The following is a 14,865-nucleotide window of genomic DNA, read 5'->3' on the forward strand; positions in this document are numbered from 1 at the left end:
TCCGTACCGCTCTGGTCAGTCGACCGTGACGCGGTGAACCTCCCACGTCATCAGCAGGTGCCCACCGTCCTGCTCGACGTCAGTAAGGGCAGCGTCAGCCGGAAGGCTGCCGGCAAGCTCCGTCAGGTCAGCCGGAGTAACGGGCGCGTCCAGAACAGCAACGTAGACGCCGGGCGAGGGTTGCGTGATCTCCATTGGGGGTACTTCCTTACGCCGTTTGAGTGTTGAGGACGCTACGGAGGTAGCGGGGGGTTACGGACAGCCGGGCGGCTACTTCCTCCCGGGTGATGTTCGGACGTTCGGACAGCATGGCTTCCGCCAGGCGCCGAGTCTCGGCGACCGGTCGACGCTTCCGCTTCAGGTTCGCCGTAGGCGCCTTGGGTTCTCCGCTGGTGGGCTGCCGGTTCCGCCGGAAGTTCCGGGGGCTGTGCGGCGCTCTCAGGGGCTTCCGTAGGCGCTTCCACCGGCTGTGCCGCAACGGGTCTCACGGGTTGTGGAACTTCCTCCGGAGCCTTCCCCGAACGGGTCAGGATCTCCACCGTCAACAGCAGTGCGAGAGCAGGCCACGCGGACACCACCCGGGCAACCGGGTTCGGATCGGCAACCATCACGTTGGCGGCGAGCGAAGCGGTCACGCCGATCAGGAACGCCAGCCATGCCGACCAGCGGGACCGGCGACCATCCCCGAGGGCAAGCGTTGCGACCAAAAGCATTCCGTCGACGGACAGCGGCAGAAGCGTTGCCAGCAAAGGAGTTTGACCGGCGATCAGTGCTAGTTCCCTTTGGTGATCGTAACTTCCGACAGCGGCAATGACCGTAACCGCTACGGTGCCAGCGATCGACGCGAACCTACGGGCGTTCACGCCGCCCCTCCAAGAGCCTCAGAGCGGCAGGGGCCGCAGTTGTGGGCAGGGGAACCGGGATGGGATGCGCACCGACTGACGTGACGCTCAGGCGGCAGGGCCGCACCTCGACGCTCGGGGTAGCCGTACGTCTGTTGCTGCGGTTCAGGGGTTTTGCTCTTGAGGAATCGGCGCCAACTCGGCGCGTCAGCGCCGTTCTTCTTCTTCGAATAATCTTCAGAACTTCGGGTGACGCTCTGGGTGTCACCTTCGGGGTTCCGTTCCGTCACCCCGTCGCTCTGGTTGTCACCCTGACCCGTCACCAGGCGGTAGACCCGGGTAGTGATGTTGGCGACCTGGCGCACGACCAGGCGGCCAAGCTCAACCAGCTTGGCGAGGCACCGTTGCACCGTCCGGGCGGAGACACCCGCATACTCGGCGATCGTGGCGACGGACGGCCAGGCGTCCCCGTCGCGGTTACTGTGGGCAGCGATGGCAACCAGGATCAACCGCTCATTGGGGCGGAGATCCTTAGAGGCCAACATGGCGGCCTTAACAGCCTGGCTCATCGCTTGCAGCCCTTCGCCTCAGCGAGACGGGCACGCTCGATCAGGGAAACGATCGTCCTGGCGGTCGAGTCATCGAGGGTCCGGACCATCCACGTGATGATGCGCTCGTCGTACGCGCCGAGGTCGACACCGCGCAGCGCATCCCGGACGGCCTCGACGCGAACCGCGTCGAGAGTGAACGGGCCGGAAGGTTCCGCGTCGAGGCGGGTGGCGGGTGCGTAGGCGCGTGCAGCGCCGTTAAGCTTGGACATGGGCGGAGTGACCTTCCGTCAAGGCTCCGGAGCCGGTGCTACCAACACCGACCGGAGCCGATCTAGTTGTGACGGCGACTCATTCGACGTCTCCGACGAGGTCATGGCCCTGGTCGAGGCCTGACCGGCCATCGCGCGCACGGCGCCCCGCCCGATCCAGGGCCGGGCGCCGTAGCCTTTTGTGGGAACTGATCCGGGTGAACATATGAGCATATGACGGCATGACGGAGTGGTGGTGACCGATATCCCCATCCGCCGCGAATCGATCTGCAGATCGACAAGGCCGATCGATGAGGTATCCGGCCGGCATGAGTGCCGAGACGCTCCTGGCGGCGCCCGCCGAGCGATATGCCGCCGCTGAGGAGGAGTTCCGTGTCCGATTCGCTCGCCGCGCTGGTGCGGTCGTTCCCTGATGAGCCGCTGCGGCTCGCACCCGGTGATCCCGCTGCCGAGTGGTCCGCGAACACACGGTGGTTCGGCATCCCCGACGGGGCGGTGGACGCGCCCGCGGTGACGGTCGCGCTGGACGAGGCCGGGCGGCGGCTGCGGGTCAGGTTCGGTGACGCGCCGGGTCCGGTCACCTTCTACGCCTGGTATGACGAGCAGGCCGGACAGCTCCGCTGCGCGCTGCGCTCCGTCGCACCGGACGCGCTGCCGTTCGGCGCTCGGCACGTGGTCGTCGAGCGCCCGGATCCGGTGGTCGCCCTGATCGTCGCGGACCGGCACCCCGGTGTCGTGCCGTGGGAGGAGCTCAGCGAGAGCTCCCCGCCCGCCGCCGCCGGATCATCGCCGCCGCCACGGCCGTTCCCGGTCTTCGCGATCACGATCGCCGCCTGAGGGCCGCGACCGAGCGGTGCGCCGGCGTGCGGGGCGCGACGGGAGCCTTCGTCCGTGATGGCGATCGGGGGCATCACCGATCGAAGGCGCGCCGACCCACCTGGGGCGGATGACCACGGGGCGACTTCGATCTGTGAAGGGCTGTGTCAATCGGTGGTTCCGGCGGGGTGGCGTCCCCGAATCGCGAGGTAATTCGTGACCGTCGATGACTGGACCGGGGAGCACCGCGCTCCAAGGGGCGATCTTCACCGCCGTCGCTTGATCGAAGGGCGCCCGTGGTCGCGGGTGCGGCCACTGCCGTCCTTCGATCACGCCCGCAAGATCGTCCGCCGGCACCGCACCGCGGCCGCCGGGCAGGAGAACTCCTGTGCACAGGCCGCCACCCCGTCACTCCGGCTCGCCGCTGCGCCGTGATCAACGCCGCGGGCCGGCCGTCCGGCCTGCCGGCCCGCGACTTCGATCTGTGAACGGCCTAACGGCCTTGTCAATCGGCGGTAGCGCCGGACCGAGCGGTCCCGTTCCTCCCGGATCCCTGCGAAGTCGCGGCCATCGATGACTGGACCGGTGGGTACCACGCCCCAGACAGCGACCTTCCCCCACCCCGCTTGATCGAAGGACGCCCCTGGCCACTGGGACGACCACCGCTGTCCTTCGATCACGGCCGCAAGATCGTCCGACAGCTGCCCGCCAGCCACGGCGACACCCGGCGAGGGCAAACACCAATCATCGGCGGGCCGGACCCGCGGCCGGCGCGCTGGTCGCTCACACGGCCACAAGACGACTTCGATCTGTCGTCGATGATCAAACAGTCGCCGGGCGGCCGGATCTCGCCGTTGATCACGACGCGGAGAGCGGCGAAGCGGGAGACGCGGCGGCCGGCGTGGAAGCCCCGGCCACCGGGATGCCGCGCGCATGCGCGAAAGCGGCCGCGCGCATGCGCGAAAGCGGCCGCGCGCAGCGCAGGGCGTGCGAGCGCAGCGAGCATGGAGGCGTGGGGTGGGAACCCCCACCGCGGCCGGAGGCCGCGGGATTCCCGCGCAGGGTTACTGGCCGGGGCGGATCAGGCCTGACTCGTAGGCGTAGACGACGGCCTGGACGCGGTCGCGGAGGGCGAGTTTCATCAGGACGCGGGCGACGTGGGTCTTCACGGTGGCCTCCCCGACGGTGAGGGAGGCGGCGATCTCGCCGTTGGACAGGCCGCGGGCCATCAGGCGCAGGACGTCGGTCTCGCGTGGGGTGAGGTCGGCGAGTTCCGGGGGCGGTTGCGGGCCGGGGGTGCCGGCGTAGGAGGCGATGACCCGCGTCGTGACCGCCGGGTCGAGCAGGGCCTCGCCGGCGGCGACCACGCGGATCGCGGTGATGAGGTGCTCGGGGGAGGAGACCTTCAGCAGGAAGCCGCTGGCGCCGGCGCGCAGCGCCTCGTACAGGTTGTCGTCGGTGTCGAACGTGGTGAGGACGATGACGCGGGGCGCGCCGGGGGCGGCCAGCAGGGCGCGGGTCGCGGTGAGGCCGTCCTGGCGGGGCATCGCGATGTCCATGAGGACCACGTCGGGGCGCAGCCGGCGGGTGAGGGTGACCGCGTCGACGCCGTCGCCGGCCTCGCCGACCACCTGCATGTCGGACTCGGTCTCGATCACCATGCGCAGGCCGGCGCGGACCATGCGCTGGTCGTCCGCGATCACCACACTGATCTTCGAAGGGCCGGGGGCGCCGGAGACGGTCATGACGCCACCAGGAGGGGCAGGCGGGCGTGGACGGCGAAGCCGCCGCCGGGGTGCGGGCCGGCGGACAGGTCGCCGCCGAAGAGGGAGGCGCGCTCGCGCATGCCGATCAGGCCCTGGCCGCCGCCGTTCGACACCACCGTGGCGCGGCCGCCGGAGTCGACGACCGACAGGTGGACGCCGTCGCCGGCATAGCGCAGTTCGACGGTGACCTTGGCGGGGCCGGCGTGTTTGAGCACGTTGGTGAGGGCCTCCTGGACGATGCGGTACGCCGACAGGTCCGCGGCCGGCAGCAGCGTGACGGGGGTGCCCTCGCGCCGGAAGGTGACCGTGAGGCCGGCCTCGCCGACCTGGGCGAGCAGCTCGTCGAGGCGGTCCAGGCCGACCGGGGCGGCGGTGGTGCCGCCGGTGTCGCCGCGCAGCAGGCCCAGGGTGCGGCGCAGCTCACCGACGGCGTCGCGGCCGGAGGACTCGATGCTGCGCAGCAGGTCCGCGTCGACGGTCAGGCCGGCGTCGAGACGGCGGCGGACCACGCCGGCCTGGATCACCATGACGGTGACGCTGTGCGCGACCATGTCGTGCAGCTCGCGGGCGATGCGGACGCGCTCCTCCATGACCGCCTCCCGGACCCGCTGCTCGCGGATCGCGGCGCGGGCCGCGGCGGCGTCGCTGCTCTGGCGGTGCTGGACGGCGAAGGCGGCGCCGAGCAGCCACGGTGCGAACGGGAAGAAGAACGCGCCCATCGGGTCGACCGGGTCGACCTGCCAGAAGACCGAGCCGGTCGCGAAGGTCAGCAGCAGGCCGGCGATCCCGCGGGCCCGGGCCTTCCACCCGTCGGTGCCGAGGATCGGCACGTGCCGGCCGACGGTGTACGCGGCGACGATCATCGCGGCGAGCTGCCAGAGGCGGTAGTTGACGACCTGGTCCGGATACCAGTACTTGAGGCCGGCGATGCAGTTGGCCAGCAGGACGGTCAGCGGGGCGACCCGGCGCAGGGCCACGAGAGGGGCGAACGCCGCGAGCACCCACGGCCACCAGTTGCCCGGCTGGTGCGCGACGAGCTCCTCGGTCAGGGCGAACGCCACCAGGGCGCCCGCCAGCGCGAGGTCTGTCCGGCTCATGTTCACCTGATGACGGTACGGGCTGACCGGCGGCAGGCTCGCCAGTCCACCGGATGACGGGGCGTCCCCCTCGCGGCGGAGGCGGGTTCCGCCGCGGTGCGGGCGACCCGCGGGCCCGCGCGTCCGTACGGTGCTGGTCCAACTTCGGATCGACTCGCTCAGGGGTACCATATGCGGCTTTTCATGCTTCGGTTCTTGCTCTTCCTGGCGCCGGCGGTGCTTGCCGTCGCCACGGCGGTCGACCCCGCCCTCGGCGAAGACCAGGGCGTCGGGATCTACCGGGCGCACCCGGACGCCATCCAGTGGCACTCGGTGCTGCTGCACTGGTCATGGGTGCTGTTCGCGCCGGCGTTCCTGGGGCTGCTGGCGCCGGTCCGGCGCCGCGGCGCGGTCCTCGCCCGGATCACGTGGTGCGCGATCGTGTTCGGGCTGGTCACGTTCTCCGCGTTGATGGCGTACGACCTGGCGCTGCTCGCGATGGAGCAGACGCTGCCCGACGCCGATGTGACCCGCGTCGACGAGGCGTTCCAGTCGATGCAGTGGGCGGCGTGGGGCTGGCAGACGCCGGGCCTGGCCGGCTGGGCACTCGCGCTGATCCTGACCCCGGTCACGGCGGCGTACGCGAAGGTCATCTCGTGGTGGACGGCGGGCGCGGCGCTGCTCGGCACGGTGCTGTACCTGCAGTTCGCGATCTCGCCGCTGCCGGTGAACCTGGCGGGGCCGGTCGTGATGCTCGTCGCGTACGGGTTCGCCGGCTGGGAGGTCGGCAGGTTCTCCGCACCGGCCGAGCCGGACCGGTTCGGCGCGTTCAAGGACACGGCCGGGCGGGCCGGCCTGGTCGCGGCGCCGGTCGTGTTCGGCGCTGGCCTGCTCACCGTCCCCGGCCTGTCGCCGGACATCGCGGAGGCGGTGCGCCACCCGGGCCTGGCGCAGGCGAGCGCGTTCCTGCTGCACCTGTCGTGGCTGCTGTTCGTGCCGGGGATGCTGCTGCTGATGCGGCGCGGCCGCCGGTTCACGGCCGTGGCGGCCGGGGTCACGGCGTTCGCACTGATGCACTTCAGCGGGCTGATGGTCGGCGACTACAGCGACCTGGCGGTGCGCCTGACGGTGCCGGCGGAGCTCGCGACGAAGGTCAGCGACGCGTTCGGCGGGTACGCGCTGTTCACGTTCGGCTGGGCGGTGCCGGCGATGGTGCTGAGCCTGCTCGGGCTGATCGCGGTGCCGATCGGCGCGGCGGCCGACGGGCTGGTCCGCTGGTGGGTGCCGGTGCTGACCGGGCTCGGGGTGGTGGCGTTCCTCGCGGTCGGCGTCGGGCCGCTGTCGGTGCTCAGCCCGCTGCTCCTCCTGGCCGGCTACGGCCTGCTCGCCAAGGCCCTCCCGCCGCGCGACCCGGCCCCGGCGCCGGTGACCGCCGAGGAGCCGGTGGCCGCCTGAGGACCGGAGGCCGCCTGAGGGACCGTGGCCCACTGGTGGACCGGTGGCCGCCTCAGCGGCCACCGGTGTCGCGAAACGGTCAGTCCAGGGCGACGCGCAGGTGGCGCGGGCCGCGCAGGATCGGGCTCGGGCGGTACTCGGGCGGGTCCTCCAGGAGGCGGGCCCGGGCGAGGACCGGGGCCAGGGCCCGCAGCGCCACCTGCGCCTCCAGGCGGGCCATGGGCGCGCCGAAGCAGTAGTGGATGCCGTCGCCGAAGCCGAGGTGCTGCACCGGGCGGCGGTCCGGGTCGAAGCGGTCCGGGTCGCTGACGTGGCCCGGGTCGCGGTTGCCCGCGGCGAGGACCAGGGTGATCGAGGCGCCCCGCGGGATGGTGGTGCTGCCGATCGGGATGTCGTCCAGCGCGGTGCGCCACGGCAGGAACTGCACCGGCGGGTCCCAGCGCACGACCTCCTCGACGAGCGGCACCGCGAACTGCGGGTCGTCCAGGAGCCGGTCCAGCCAGCGCGGCTGGCGCAGCAGCACCAGCGAGGCGTTGGCGATCAGGTTGACGGTCGTCTCGTGGCCGGCGACGAGCAGCAGCAGCGCGGTGCTGACCAGCTCGTCGCGGGTGAGCCGGCCGTCGGGGCCGTCGTCGGTGGCCAGGGCGCGCAGCAGCCCCGGCTCCGGGTCGGCGTCGATGAGGTCGCCGAGGTAGTCGGCGAGCTCGCGGAACGCCGCCGTCTGGCGGGGATGCTCCGGGATGGACAGCGCCGCGTCGATCCATGCCTTGAAGCGGGGCTCGTCCCGCAGGGGTACGCCCAGCAGCTCGCAGATCACCAGGACCGGCAGCGGGTAGGCGAACTGGTCGACGAGGTCCGCGGTCGAGGGCGGGAAGTCGGCGACGAGCCGGTCGACGATGCCCTCGAGGGACGGCTGCAGGTCCGCGACGAGCGTCGGGCGGTGCGGCGGTCCGAACTGCCGGGTGGCGAGGCGGCGCAGCCGGTCGTGCTCGGGCGGGTCGGTGCGCAGGAAGCTGGGAACCAGGCCGATCGGGTCGGCCTCCGGGTCGTACGCCGAACTGATCCGCGGGTCGTGCAGCAGCGCCGAGATCTCCCGGAACGTGGTCACCAGCCAGGTGCCGTCGGGTTCCCGGCCGACCGGGGTACGGCGCAGCGAGGTGTACAGCGGGTACGGGTCGTGCCGGTTCACGGGGTCGAGGACCGCACCGAACACGGAGCCGACGGACGTGGTCATCGGGCCCTCCTGAGCAGCGTCGCGGAGCGGGAACTGGGATCGTGGCCGGTGACCACGACCGTGGCGTCGCGGGCCAGGAACTTCGGGTCCGGCACGTCGGCGGCCACCGGCACCATCGACTCCGGCTGGTCGACGGTGGCGAAGCGCGGCGGGAACGGCGCGGCCTGCTCGATCAGCCGCTCGTAGAACGGCAGCCACTTGCCGTGGTTGAAGGTGACCGCGCCGGTCAGGCGGCCCTTGTACCCGTATGCGGCCGCGAAGCGGCGATCCTGCACCGAGCCCTGCGTGACGACGACCTCGTCGGCGAACGTGGGCACGCCGACGGCCTTGATGTTGGTGCCGAACTGCAGCGACCAGAACGACGGCATGTGCAGGTGCGGCCAGCGGTCGGACTCGTCGCTGACCATGTTGTGCGCGGCGACCTCGGCCTGGGACACGGCGTTCGCCCAGTGTTCGAGGGCCAGGAACTGGTAGCCGAACATCGCGTTCGGTGCCCTGGCCACGTCGCCGGCGACGAACACGTCGTCCAGCACGAGGCCGTTGACGTCGAAGGCGCGGCAGCCGGCGTCGCAGGCGACGCCCCACTCGCCGACGGCGAGCCCTGAGTCGCGCAGCCACTCGACGTTGCGGACCCCGCCGAGCGCGGCGACCACGACGGCGACGTCGGCCTCGGTGCCGTCGGAGAAGCGGGCCCGCCGGACCCGCCCGCCGGGGTCGCCCTCGATGGCCTCGACGGTGATGCCGCAGCGCAGGTCGACGCCGTGGTCGCGCTGCAGGTCGGCGGCGACGGCGCCGACGACCCCGCCGAGCGCGCCGGCGAGCGGGGTCGCGGCGGCCTCCGCGACGATGACGTCCAGGCCCATCGACCGGCACGTCGAGGCGACCTCCGACCCGGCGAACCCGGCCCCGATCACCAGCACCCGCGGCGCCTGGCGGGACCGCGGCGCGACGCCTTCCGCGGGTGGCGGCGTGGTGCGCAGGTGCGCGGCGGCGCCGTGCGGGGCGAGCGCGGCGAGCCGTTCGTGCAGGTGCAGGGCGTCGTCGCGGGTGCGCAGCACGAACATGCCGTCCAGCGCCGCCTCGACCGGGTTCGGCCACGGCCTGGCGCGCACGCCGGTGGTGATGAGCAGCCGGTCGAACGGCACGGACGTGCCGTCGTCGAGCTGGACCCGCCGCTGCGCGAGGTCCAGGCCGATGGCGGCGACGCCGAGCCGCCAGGTGGCGTTCAGGTCGGCGTGCGGCAGTGCGGTCCCGTGCGGCGGCACCCGGCCGCTGAGCGCCTGCTTCGACAGGGGCGGGCGGTCGTACGGCTGGCAGTCCTCGCAGTCGACGAGGGTCAGCGACCCGGTGAACCCCTCCTCCCGCAGGGCCTCGGCGGCGCGCAGCCCGGCCAGGGACGCGCCGATGATCACGATGCGGGACGGGCGGTCCTCGGTGCGGATCGGCGGCATGTCCTGCACCGACAGCCGGTCGATCTGGATCGCCTGCACGGGGCAGGCGGCCGCCGCCCGGTGGACACGCTCGCGCTGGTCGTCGGCGGGTTCAGGGTCGTACATGAGCGCCTCGTCGCCCTGCATCTGGAACGAGGACGGCGCCAGGAAGGCGCACTGGGCGTACCCCTGGCACTTGGTGAGATCAACTACCACGCGCATGAGCCAACGGTCACCCCCGTCGGCGGGGGTCGCCTCACCCCACGAGGACGGGGGCGGAACTGGGCAGGATCGCGCGCACGACGGTGCCGGCGCCCGGCGCGCTCATCACCTCCAGGGTGCCGCCGACCAGTTCGGCCCGTTCCCGCATGGAGCGCAGCCCGAGCCGGCCGAGCCGCGCCCCGCCGCCGGACCCGGCGGCCAGGGCGCCGGGCTGGAACCCGACGCCGTCGTCGACGACCTCGAGGACCACCCGGGTGTCGTCGCCGGCCAGCCGCAGCGTCACCTGCGAGGCGCCGGCGTGCCGGGCGGCGTTGCCGAGGGCCTCCAGGGCGATGCGGTACAGCGCCTCCTCCACCTGCGGGCTGACCGCCGGTTCGGCGTCCAGCTGCAGCCCCCAGCCGGGCGGGACGGCGCCGGTGCCGGGCGCGAAGTGCAGCGCGTCGACGATGCGCCGCAGCGCCGCGGCGAGCCCGGCGCCGACCAGGGTCTCCGGGCGGAGCCGGACGATGATGCCGCGCAGGTCGCTGAGGCCGGCGCTGGCCGTCTCCTGGATCCAGGCGAGGGACGCCTGGGCGTTGACGGGGTCGCCGTGCACGAGCTCGGCGGCGGTGCCGGCGCCGAGGCTGATGCCGTACAGCGTCTGCACGACCGAGTCGTGCAGTTCCCGGGCGAGCCGCTCGCGTTCGCGGGTGGCGTCGGGGGCGGCGGTGGACAGGGTGAGCGCGGCGGCCGCGGCGAACGCCTCCAGGCGCCGCGGGTGCGGCGCCCGGCGCCGGCCGGTGGCGACGATCACCCCGGCGGTCTCGGCCCCGCCGGGACGGGCAGCGGCACGCAGCACAGCGCGCCCCGCCGCAGGGGACGGCCGGTGCGCACCACCGCCGCGACGATCGCGTCGAGGCCGGGCCGGCCACCGTGTGTGCCGGTGGGAAGGCCGGTGGAGGGGCCGGTGAGAGGTCCGGTGAGGGGACGGCCGGACGCGTCGAGGATCAGCACCGCCGCCGCCGGCAGCGCGCGCCGGGCCCGGTCGCACACCGCTTCGAGGACCTCCTGCGCCGGGGCGCCGGCCCGCAGAGCCGCGTGCAGCGCCGCGAGGTGTCTCAACTGGGTGCCGCCGCGTGGACCGGCACGAGCCCGACCCGCATCGCGTACAGGGCGGCCTGCGTTCGGCTCTCCGCGTTGAGCTTCTGCAGGATGTTGCTCACGTGCGTCTTCACCGTCTGCGGCGCGATGTGCAGCTCCCGGGCGATCTGCCCGTTGGCCCGCCCCCGGGCGAGCAGGACGAGGACCTCCTCCTCCCGCCTGGTGAGCTGCGGCGGGGTGGTCGGCACGTGCACGTCGCGGACCAGGCGGGCCGCGACCGCCGGCGACAGCTGCACCTGTCCGGCCGCGGCGGCCCGCACCGCGCGGTGCAGCTCGTCGGAGGAGGTGTCCTTGAGCAGGTACCCGACCGCGCCGGCGTGCAGGGCATCGGCGATGAGCTGCGGTTCGAGGTAGCCGCTGAGGGCGACGACCTCGACCCCGGGCAGCTCGCGGCGGATCACCGTGGTCGCTGAGATACCGTCGAGGACCGGCATGAGCAGGTCCATGAGGACGAGGTCGGGGCGCAGCTCGTGGGCGAGGCGCACGGCCTCCCGCCCGTCGCCGGCGAGGCCGACGGTCTCCAGGTCGCCGCTGAGGGACAGGAAGCCACGCAGGCCCTCACGGACCATGGCGTGGTCGTCGGCGATCAAGATCTTGATACTCATTGCCGCGCGCTATACCCCGGTGCGGCGTCGAATCACCACGTCCCCGGTGCCGTTCGGTGTAGTCCGAATGGGGGAGGACGAAGGTCGCCGCCACCGACCGCCCATGGCGTGATGTAAGGCGGGCCACGGTGCGGGCACCGTTGCACCGTGACGCCCAACTTGCGCCGGCTGGGCCGGTTTTCGCTGGTGGGAGCCGGCGGTGTGGTGGTCAACAACGGTGCGTTGCTCGTGCTGCACGGGATGTTCGGACTGGCGCTGCTGCCCGCCACCGTCGCCTCGGTCGAGCTCGCCATGGTCACCAACTACGTGCTGCACGAACTGTGGACGTTCCGTCACCAACGCAACGGCCGCCGGCTGTCACTGCAACGGTTCGCGTACTTCAGCCTGGCCGGTCTCGCCGCGTTGCCGGTCAACGTGGTCGCCGTTCAGCTGCTGGTCGCCCTCGGCATGCACTACCTGCCCGCGAACCTGATCGGCATCGTCGCCGGGTTCGCCGTCAACTTCGCCGTCAGCTCGAAGTGGATTTGGAGTGAACGCACCGATGGAACAGCTGGTGTTGACCATCCTCACCCTGATCTCGCTGGTGCTGACGGTGCAGGCGGCGCATGCGTTGTACCTCATGATCTACACGTGGGACCGGCCGGAGGCCGGCGACAGGGCGCGGGTGCCCGATCGACGTGCTACGCCGGTACTCTCCTTCACCGCCATCCTCCCGGCACGGCACGAGGAGGAGGTCATCCAGCACACCATCGCCCGCGCCGCGTCCGCTGACTACCCGCCCCACCTGGTGCAGATCCTGGTGGTGTGCTCCGCCGACGACGTCGGCACGATCGAACAGGCCCAGGCGCAGGTGAACCGGCTGCGCGCGATGGGCCGCACGAACGTCGAGGTGGTCGTCTTCGACGACGGCCCGATCAACAAGCCGCACGGGCTCAACACGGCGCTGCGGTACGCCACGAACGACGTCGTGGCCATCTTCGACGCCGAGGACGAGGTCCAGCCGCAGCTGTTCGACATCGTCAACACGATCATGTCGGAGGAGGACGTCGGCTGCGTGCAGGCCGGGGTCCAGCTGATGAACTTCGACTCCAACTGGTACTCGACGTTCAACGTCCTGGAGTACTTCTTCTGGTTCCGCAGCCGGCTGCACTACCACGCGAAGAACGGGGCGATCCCGCTCGGCGGCAACACCGTGTTCTTCAAGCGGGGCCTCATCGAGCGGCTCGGCGGCTGGGACGAGTCGAACCTGACCGAGGACGCCGACATCGGCCTGCGCATCTCCAGCATGGGCGAGAAGGTCCGGGTCGTGTACGACGACCGCTACGTCACGAAGGAGGAGACACCACCGACGCTGCAGAGCTTCATCAAGCAGCGGACCCGGTGGTGTCAGGGCTTCATGCAGACCCTCGGCAAGGGCACCTGGAAGCTCATGCCGACCCGCCGGCAGCGGTTCCTCGCCTGGTACACGCTGGCGTTCCCGCACGTGCAGGCGATGCTCGGGATCTACCTGCCGGTGGCGCTGCTGTCCGCGTTCGTGCTGACGGTGCCGGTGCCGGTGGCGATGCTGTCGTGGCTGCCGGTGCTCATGCTCGGCGCGCACTTCGTGATGAGCGTCGTCGGCCTGTACGAGTTCACCGGCGCGCACGGGCTGAAGGCCACCCCGGGCACCGTCGTGAAGATGGCGATCACCTGGTTCCCGTACCAGATGGTGCTGTCCTACGCGGCGGCACGGGCGCTGTGGCGGCAGGTCAAGGGTGAACGCAACTGGGAGAAGACCGCACACGTCGGTGCGCACCGCACCGCGGCGGAGACGGCGGAGTTGACCAATGTCGGCTGATGTCCTGAACCGGCCGGGGACGCCGGACACCCCGGCTCCGGCCAAGAAGACGCCGGCGCCGCAGACGCGCGGCTGGCCGCTCATCATCCTCAGCCTGGCCATCGGCCTGGCGACGCACGGCTGGAACATGTTCCGCTACCCGCTGTACCTCACCGACGAGGGCATCTACATGGAGCAGGCGTGGTCCGTGCTCCGTGAGGCGAAACTGTCGCCGTACACGTACTTCTACGACCACGCGCCGATGGGCTGGCTCACGATCGCCGGCTGGGTCGCGATCCTGCCCGGCGGCTTCAACGCGTTCGGCAACGCCATCAACACCGGGCGGGTGCTGATGCTGATCGTGCACCTGGTGTCGGTGTTCCTGCTGTGGGAGGTCGTGCGGCGCTTCACCAGCAGCAAGGCCGGCGCGTTCCTCGCGGTGTTCGTGTTCAACGTGTCCCCGCTGGGCGTGTACTACCAGCGCCAGGTCCTGCTGGACAACCTGATGATGCTGTGGATCCTGCTGGGCCTGTACCTGCTGGCCCGCAAGGACGGCCGGATCGTCACCGTGATGGGCGCCGGGCTGTGCTTCGGCCTCGCCCTGGTGACGAAGGAGAACGCGCTGTTCATCCTGCCCGGCTGCGCGTACCTGCTGCACCGCGCGATCAAACAGCAGGCGAACCGGCGCTTCGGGGTGTCGTTCTGGTGGTTCGCCGCGATCGCCCCGGTCGTCGGCTACCTGCTCTTCGCGCAGATCAAGAACGAGCTGTTCCCGCAGAACTTCAACTTCAACCTCGCCGCGGCCACCCCCGGCGACCACGTGTCGCTGCTCTACACCGTGTGGTGGCAGCTGCACCGCAACTCCAACAGCAGCAACGGCCTGTCGTTCACCACCCTGCTGCAGGACAGCTGGCTGTTCAAGGACCGGTACCTGCTCATCGCCGGCAGCGCCGTGGCGGTGCTCGGCCTGTTCGCCGGCCGGCGCAACAAGCGGCTGCGCGGGCCGCTGCTGGCCTGCTCGCTGATGGCCGTCGGGTACGGCTTCTACCTGACCCGCAGCGCCCTGCTCGACTTCTACATCGCGCCGATGGTGCCGCTGTTCGCGCTGAACCTCGGGATGTTCTTCGGCTGGCTCACCCGGCGCACGAAGCCGGCCGGTGCGGCAGTCCTCGTCGCCTGTCTGCTGGTGCCGGTCGTGGCCATGCCGGGCGGCTTCATGGTCAAGTACAACACCAAGGGTGAGCTGGAGTTCAGCGACGCGTACCGGCTGCCGCTGACCCGCCTGCAGGAGCAGCAGGTCGCGTGGATCAAGGCGAACGTGCCGACCGACGCGAGGCTCATCATCGACGACGACATCTGGGTCGCGCTGCACGACAACGACCCGCCGTACAAGTACGCGCACCCGCACTACAAGGCCACGTCCGACCCGGACGTGCGGGACAAGGTGTTCGCCTCCAGCTGGGAGAACGTCGACTACGTCGTGATGTCGAACAAGATGCGCGACGCCCTCGAACGCGGTGGCGAGACCTGGATCATCGAGGCGATCGACCAGCACGGGACACCCGTGTGGCAGGCGACCCGCGGCGACGTCTCACTGCAGATCATCAAGATCGGTGCAACCTCGTGAGCGAGCTGGAGTGACG

At 71.4% G+C, this 14,865-nt stretch carries 16 protein-coding genes; 5 read left to right on the top strand and 11 right to left on the bottom strand.

Annotated elements, in window-relative coordinates:
- Positions 1 to 15: 15 nt before the first annotated feature.
- Genes OHA72_RS20900 through OHA72_RS20915 form a run of 4 tightly spaced genes read right to left on the bottom strand, consistent with a single transcriptional unit; the run spans position 16 to position 1,662 of the window.
- Complete coding sequence (locus tag OHA72_RS20900; protein WP_327009476.1) at positions 16 to 195, bottom strand: hypothetical protein; 180 nt, start codon at positions 193 to 195, stop codon at positions 16 to 18.
- Positions 196 to 233: 38 nt separating this feature from the next.
- Entirely contained in the window at positions 234 to 863 is a 630-nt protein-coding gene (locus OHA72_RS20905; RefSeq protein WP_327009477.1) for a DUF2637 domain-containing protein, read from the bottom strand.
- Positions 860 to 1,411 carry a helix-turn-helix domain-containing protein gene (locus OHA72_RS20910; RefSeq protein ID WP_327009478.1) on the bottom strand — a complete coding sequence of 184 codons (552 nt, stop codon included), beginning with the start codon at positions 1,409 to 1,411 and terminating at the stop codon, positions 860 to 862. Before OHA72_RS20910 ends, OHA72_RS20905 begins: the two co-directional genes overlap by 4 nt.
- Complete coding sequence (locus tag OHA72_RS20915) at positions 1,408 to 1,662, bottom strand: hypothetical protein (RefSeq protein WP_327009479.1); 255 nt, start codon at positions 1,660 to 1,662, stop codon at positions 1,408 to 1,410. The genes OHA72_RS20910 and OHA72_RS20915 overlap by 4 nt, the downstream gene beginning before the upstream one ends.
- Positions 1,663 to 2,034: 372 nt before the next feature.
- On the opposite strand from OHA72_RS20915, the gene OHA72_RS20920 reads away from it, so the two are divergent.
- Entirely contained in the window at positions 2,035 to 2,499 is a 465-nt protein-coding gene (locus OHA72_RS20920; RefSeq protein ID WP_327009480.1) for a hypothetical protein, read from the top strand.
- A gap of 1,043 nt (positions 2,500 to 3,542) precedes the next feature.
- Here the strand turns inward: OHA72_RS20920 and OHA72_RS20925 are convergent.
- Together OHA72_RS20925 and OHA72_RS20930 are read right to left on the bottom strand one after the other, a co-directional pair.
- Positions 3,543 to 4,223 (bottom strand): response regulator, encoded by a 681-nt coding sequence (locus OHA72_RS20925; RefSeq protein WP_327009481.1) that lies wholly within the window; start codon positions 4,221 to 4,223, stop codon positions 3,543 to 3,545.
- On the bottom strand, positions 4,220 to 5,341 hold the full coding sequence (locus OHA72_RS20930) for a sensor histidine kinase (protein WP_327009482.1): 1,122 nt from the start codon (positions 5,339 to 5,341) through the stop codon (positions 4,220 to 4,222). Before OHA72_RS20930 ends, OHA72_RS20925 begins: the two co-directional genes overlap by 4 nt.
- A 183-nt stretch (positions 5,342 to 5,524) precedes the next feature.
- Here OHA72_RS20930 and OHA72_RS20935 point away from each other — a divergent pair, with 183 nt between their 5' ends.
- Positions 5,525 to 6,775 (top strand): hypothetical protein, encoded by a 1,251-nt coding sequence (locus tag OHA72_RS20935; protein ID WP_327009483.1) that lies wholly within the window; start codon positions 5,525 to 5,527, stop codon positions 6,773 to 6,775.
- A 79-nt stretch (positions 6,776 to 6,854) separates the two neighbouring features.
- Here OHA72_RS20935 and OHA72_RS20940 read toward each other — a convergent pair whose 3' ends face one another.
- Genes OHA72_RS20940 through OHA72_RS20960 form a run of 5 tightly spaced genes read right to left on the bottom strand, consistent with a single transcriptional unit; the run spans position 6,855 to position 11,406 of the window.
- A complete protein-coding gene (locus OHA72_RS20940; protein ID WP_327009484.1) occupies positions 6,855 to 8,009 on the bottom strand; it encodes a cytochrome P450 in 1,155 nt (384 codons plus the stop codon).
- Complete coding sequence (locus OHA72_RS20945) at positions 8,006 to 9,661, bottom strand: FAD-dependent oxidoreductase (protein WP_327009485.1); 1,656 nt, start codon at positions 9,659 to 9,661, stop codon at positions 8,006 to 8,008. Before OHA72_RS20945 ends, OHA72_RS20940 begins: the two co-directional genes overlap by 4 nt.
- Positions 9,662 to 9,695: 34 nt before the next feature.
- A complete protein-coding gene (locus tag OHA72_RS20950) occupies positions 9,696 to 10,499 on the bottom strand; it encodes a sensor histidine kinase (protein WP_327009486.1) in 804 nt (267 codons plus the stop codon).
- On the bottom strand, positions 10,451 to 10,762 hold the full coding sequence (locus OHA72_RS20955) for a hypothetical protein (protein ID WP_327009487.1): 312 nt from the start codon (positions 10,760 to 10,762) through the stop codon (positions 10,451 to 10,453). Before OHA72_RS20955 ends, OHA72_RS20950 begins: the two co-directional genes overlap by 49 nt.
- Positions 10,759 to 11,406: a response regulator gene (locus OHA72_RS20960; RefSeq protein WP_327009488.1), complete on the bottom strand. Its 648-nt coding sequence runs from the start codon at positions 11,404 to 11,406 to the stop codon at positions 10,759 to 10,761. Before OHA72_RS20960 ends, OHA72_RS20955 begins: the two co-directional genes overlap by 4 nt.
- Before the next feature lie 147 nt (positions 11,407 to 11,553).
- On the opposite strand from OHA72_RS20960, the gene OHA72_RS20965 reads away from it, so the two are divergent.
- From OHA72_RS20965 to OHA72_RS20975, 3 genes are read left to right on the top strand one after another with little or no spacing between them, the layout of a single operon-like run.
- Positions 11,554 to 12,177: a GtrA family protein gene (locus tag OHA72_RS20965; protein WP_327009489.1), complete on the top strand. Its 624-nt coding sequence runs from the start codon at positions 11,554 to 11,556 to the stop codon at positions 12,175 to 12,177.
- Positions 12,071 to 13,243, top strand: coding sequence for a glycosyltransferase (locus OHA72_RS20970; RefSeq protein ID WP_327009490.1), 1,173 nt, complete (start codon positions 12,071 to 12,073; stop codon positions 13,241 to 13,243). The genes OHA72_RS20965 and OHA72_RS20970 overlap by 107 nt, the downstream gene beginning before the upstream one ends.
- Positions 13,233 to 14,849 (top strand): ArnT family glycosyltransferase, encoded by a 1,617-nt coding sequence (locus tag OHA72_RS20975; RefSeq protein ID WP_327009491.1) that lies wholly within the window; start codon positions 13,233 to 13,235, stop codon positions 14,847 to 14,849. The genes OHA72_RS20970 and OHA72_RS20975 overlap by 11 nt, the downstream gene beginning before the upstream one ends.
- Positions 14,850 to 14,865 lie beyond the last annotated feature (16 nt).

Origin of the sequence: Dactylosporangium sp. NBC_01737 (assembly GCF_035963215.1) — a bacterium.
Classification (GTDB): Bacteria; Actinomycetota; Actinomycetes; order Mycobacteriales; family Micromonosporaceae; genus Dactylosporangium.

Coding starts and splice junctions, on each gene's coding strand:
- OHA72_RS20900 (WP_327009476.1), bottom strand. CDS start 195: ATGGAGATCACGCAACCCTCGCCCGGCGTCTACGTTGCTGTTCTGGAC.
- OHA72_RS20910 (WP_327009478.1), bottom strand. CDS start 1,411: ATGAGCCAGGCTGTTAAGGCCGCCATGTTGGCCTCTAAGGATCTCCGC.
- OHA72_RS20915 (WP_327009479.1), bottom strand. CDS start 1,662: ATGTCCAAGCTTAACGGCGCTGCACGCGCCTACGCACCCGCCACCCGC.
- OHA72_RS20925 (WP_327009481.1), bottom strand. CDS start 4,223: ATGACCGTCTCCGGCGCCCCCGGCCCTTCGAAGATCAGTGTGGTGATC.
- OHA72_RS20930 (WP_327009482.1), bottom strand. CDS start 5,341: ATGAGCCGGACAGACCTCGCGCTGGCGGGCGCCCTGGTGGCGTTCGCC.
- OHA72_RS20935 (WP_327009483.1), top strand. CDS start 5,525: ATGCTTCGGTTCTTGCTCTTCCTGGCGCCGGCGGTGCTTGCCGTCGCC.
- OHA72_RS20940 (WP_327009484.1), bottom strand. CDS start 8,009: ATGACCACGTCCGTCGGCTCCGTGTTCGGTGCGGTCCTCGACCCCGTG.
- OHA72_RS20945 (WP_327009485.1), bottom strand. CDS start 9,661: ATGCGCGTGGTAGTTGATCTCACCAAGTGCCAGGGGTACGCCCAGTGC.
- OHA72_RS20960 (WP_327009488.1), bottom strand. CDS start 11,406: ATGAGTATCAAGATCTTGATCGCCGACGACCACGCCATGGTCCGTGAG.
- OHA72_RS20975 (WP_327009491.1), top strand. CDS start 13,233: ATGTCGGCTGATGTCCTGAACCGGCCGGGGACGCCGGACACCCCGGCT.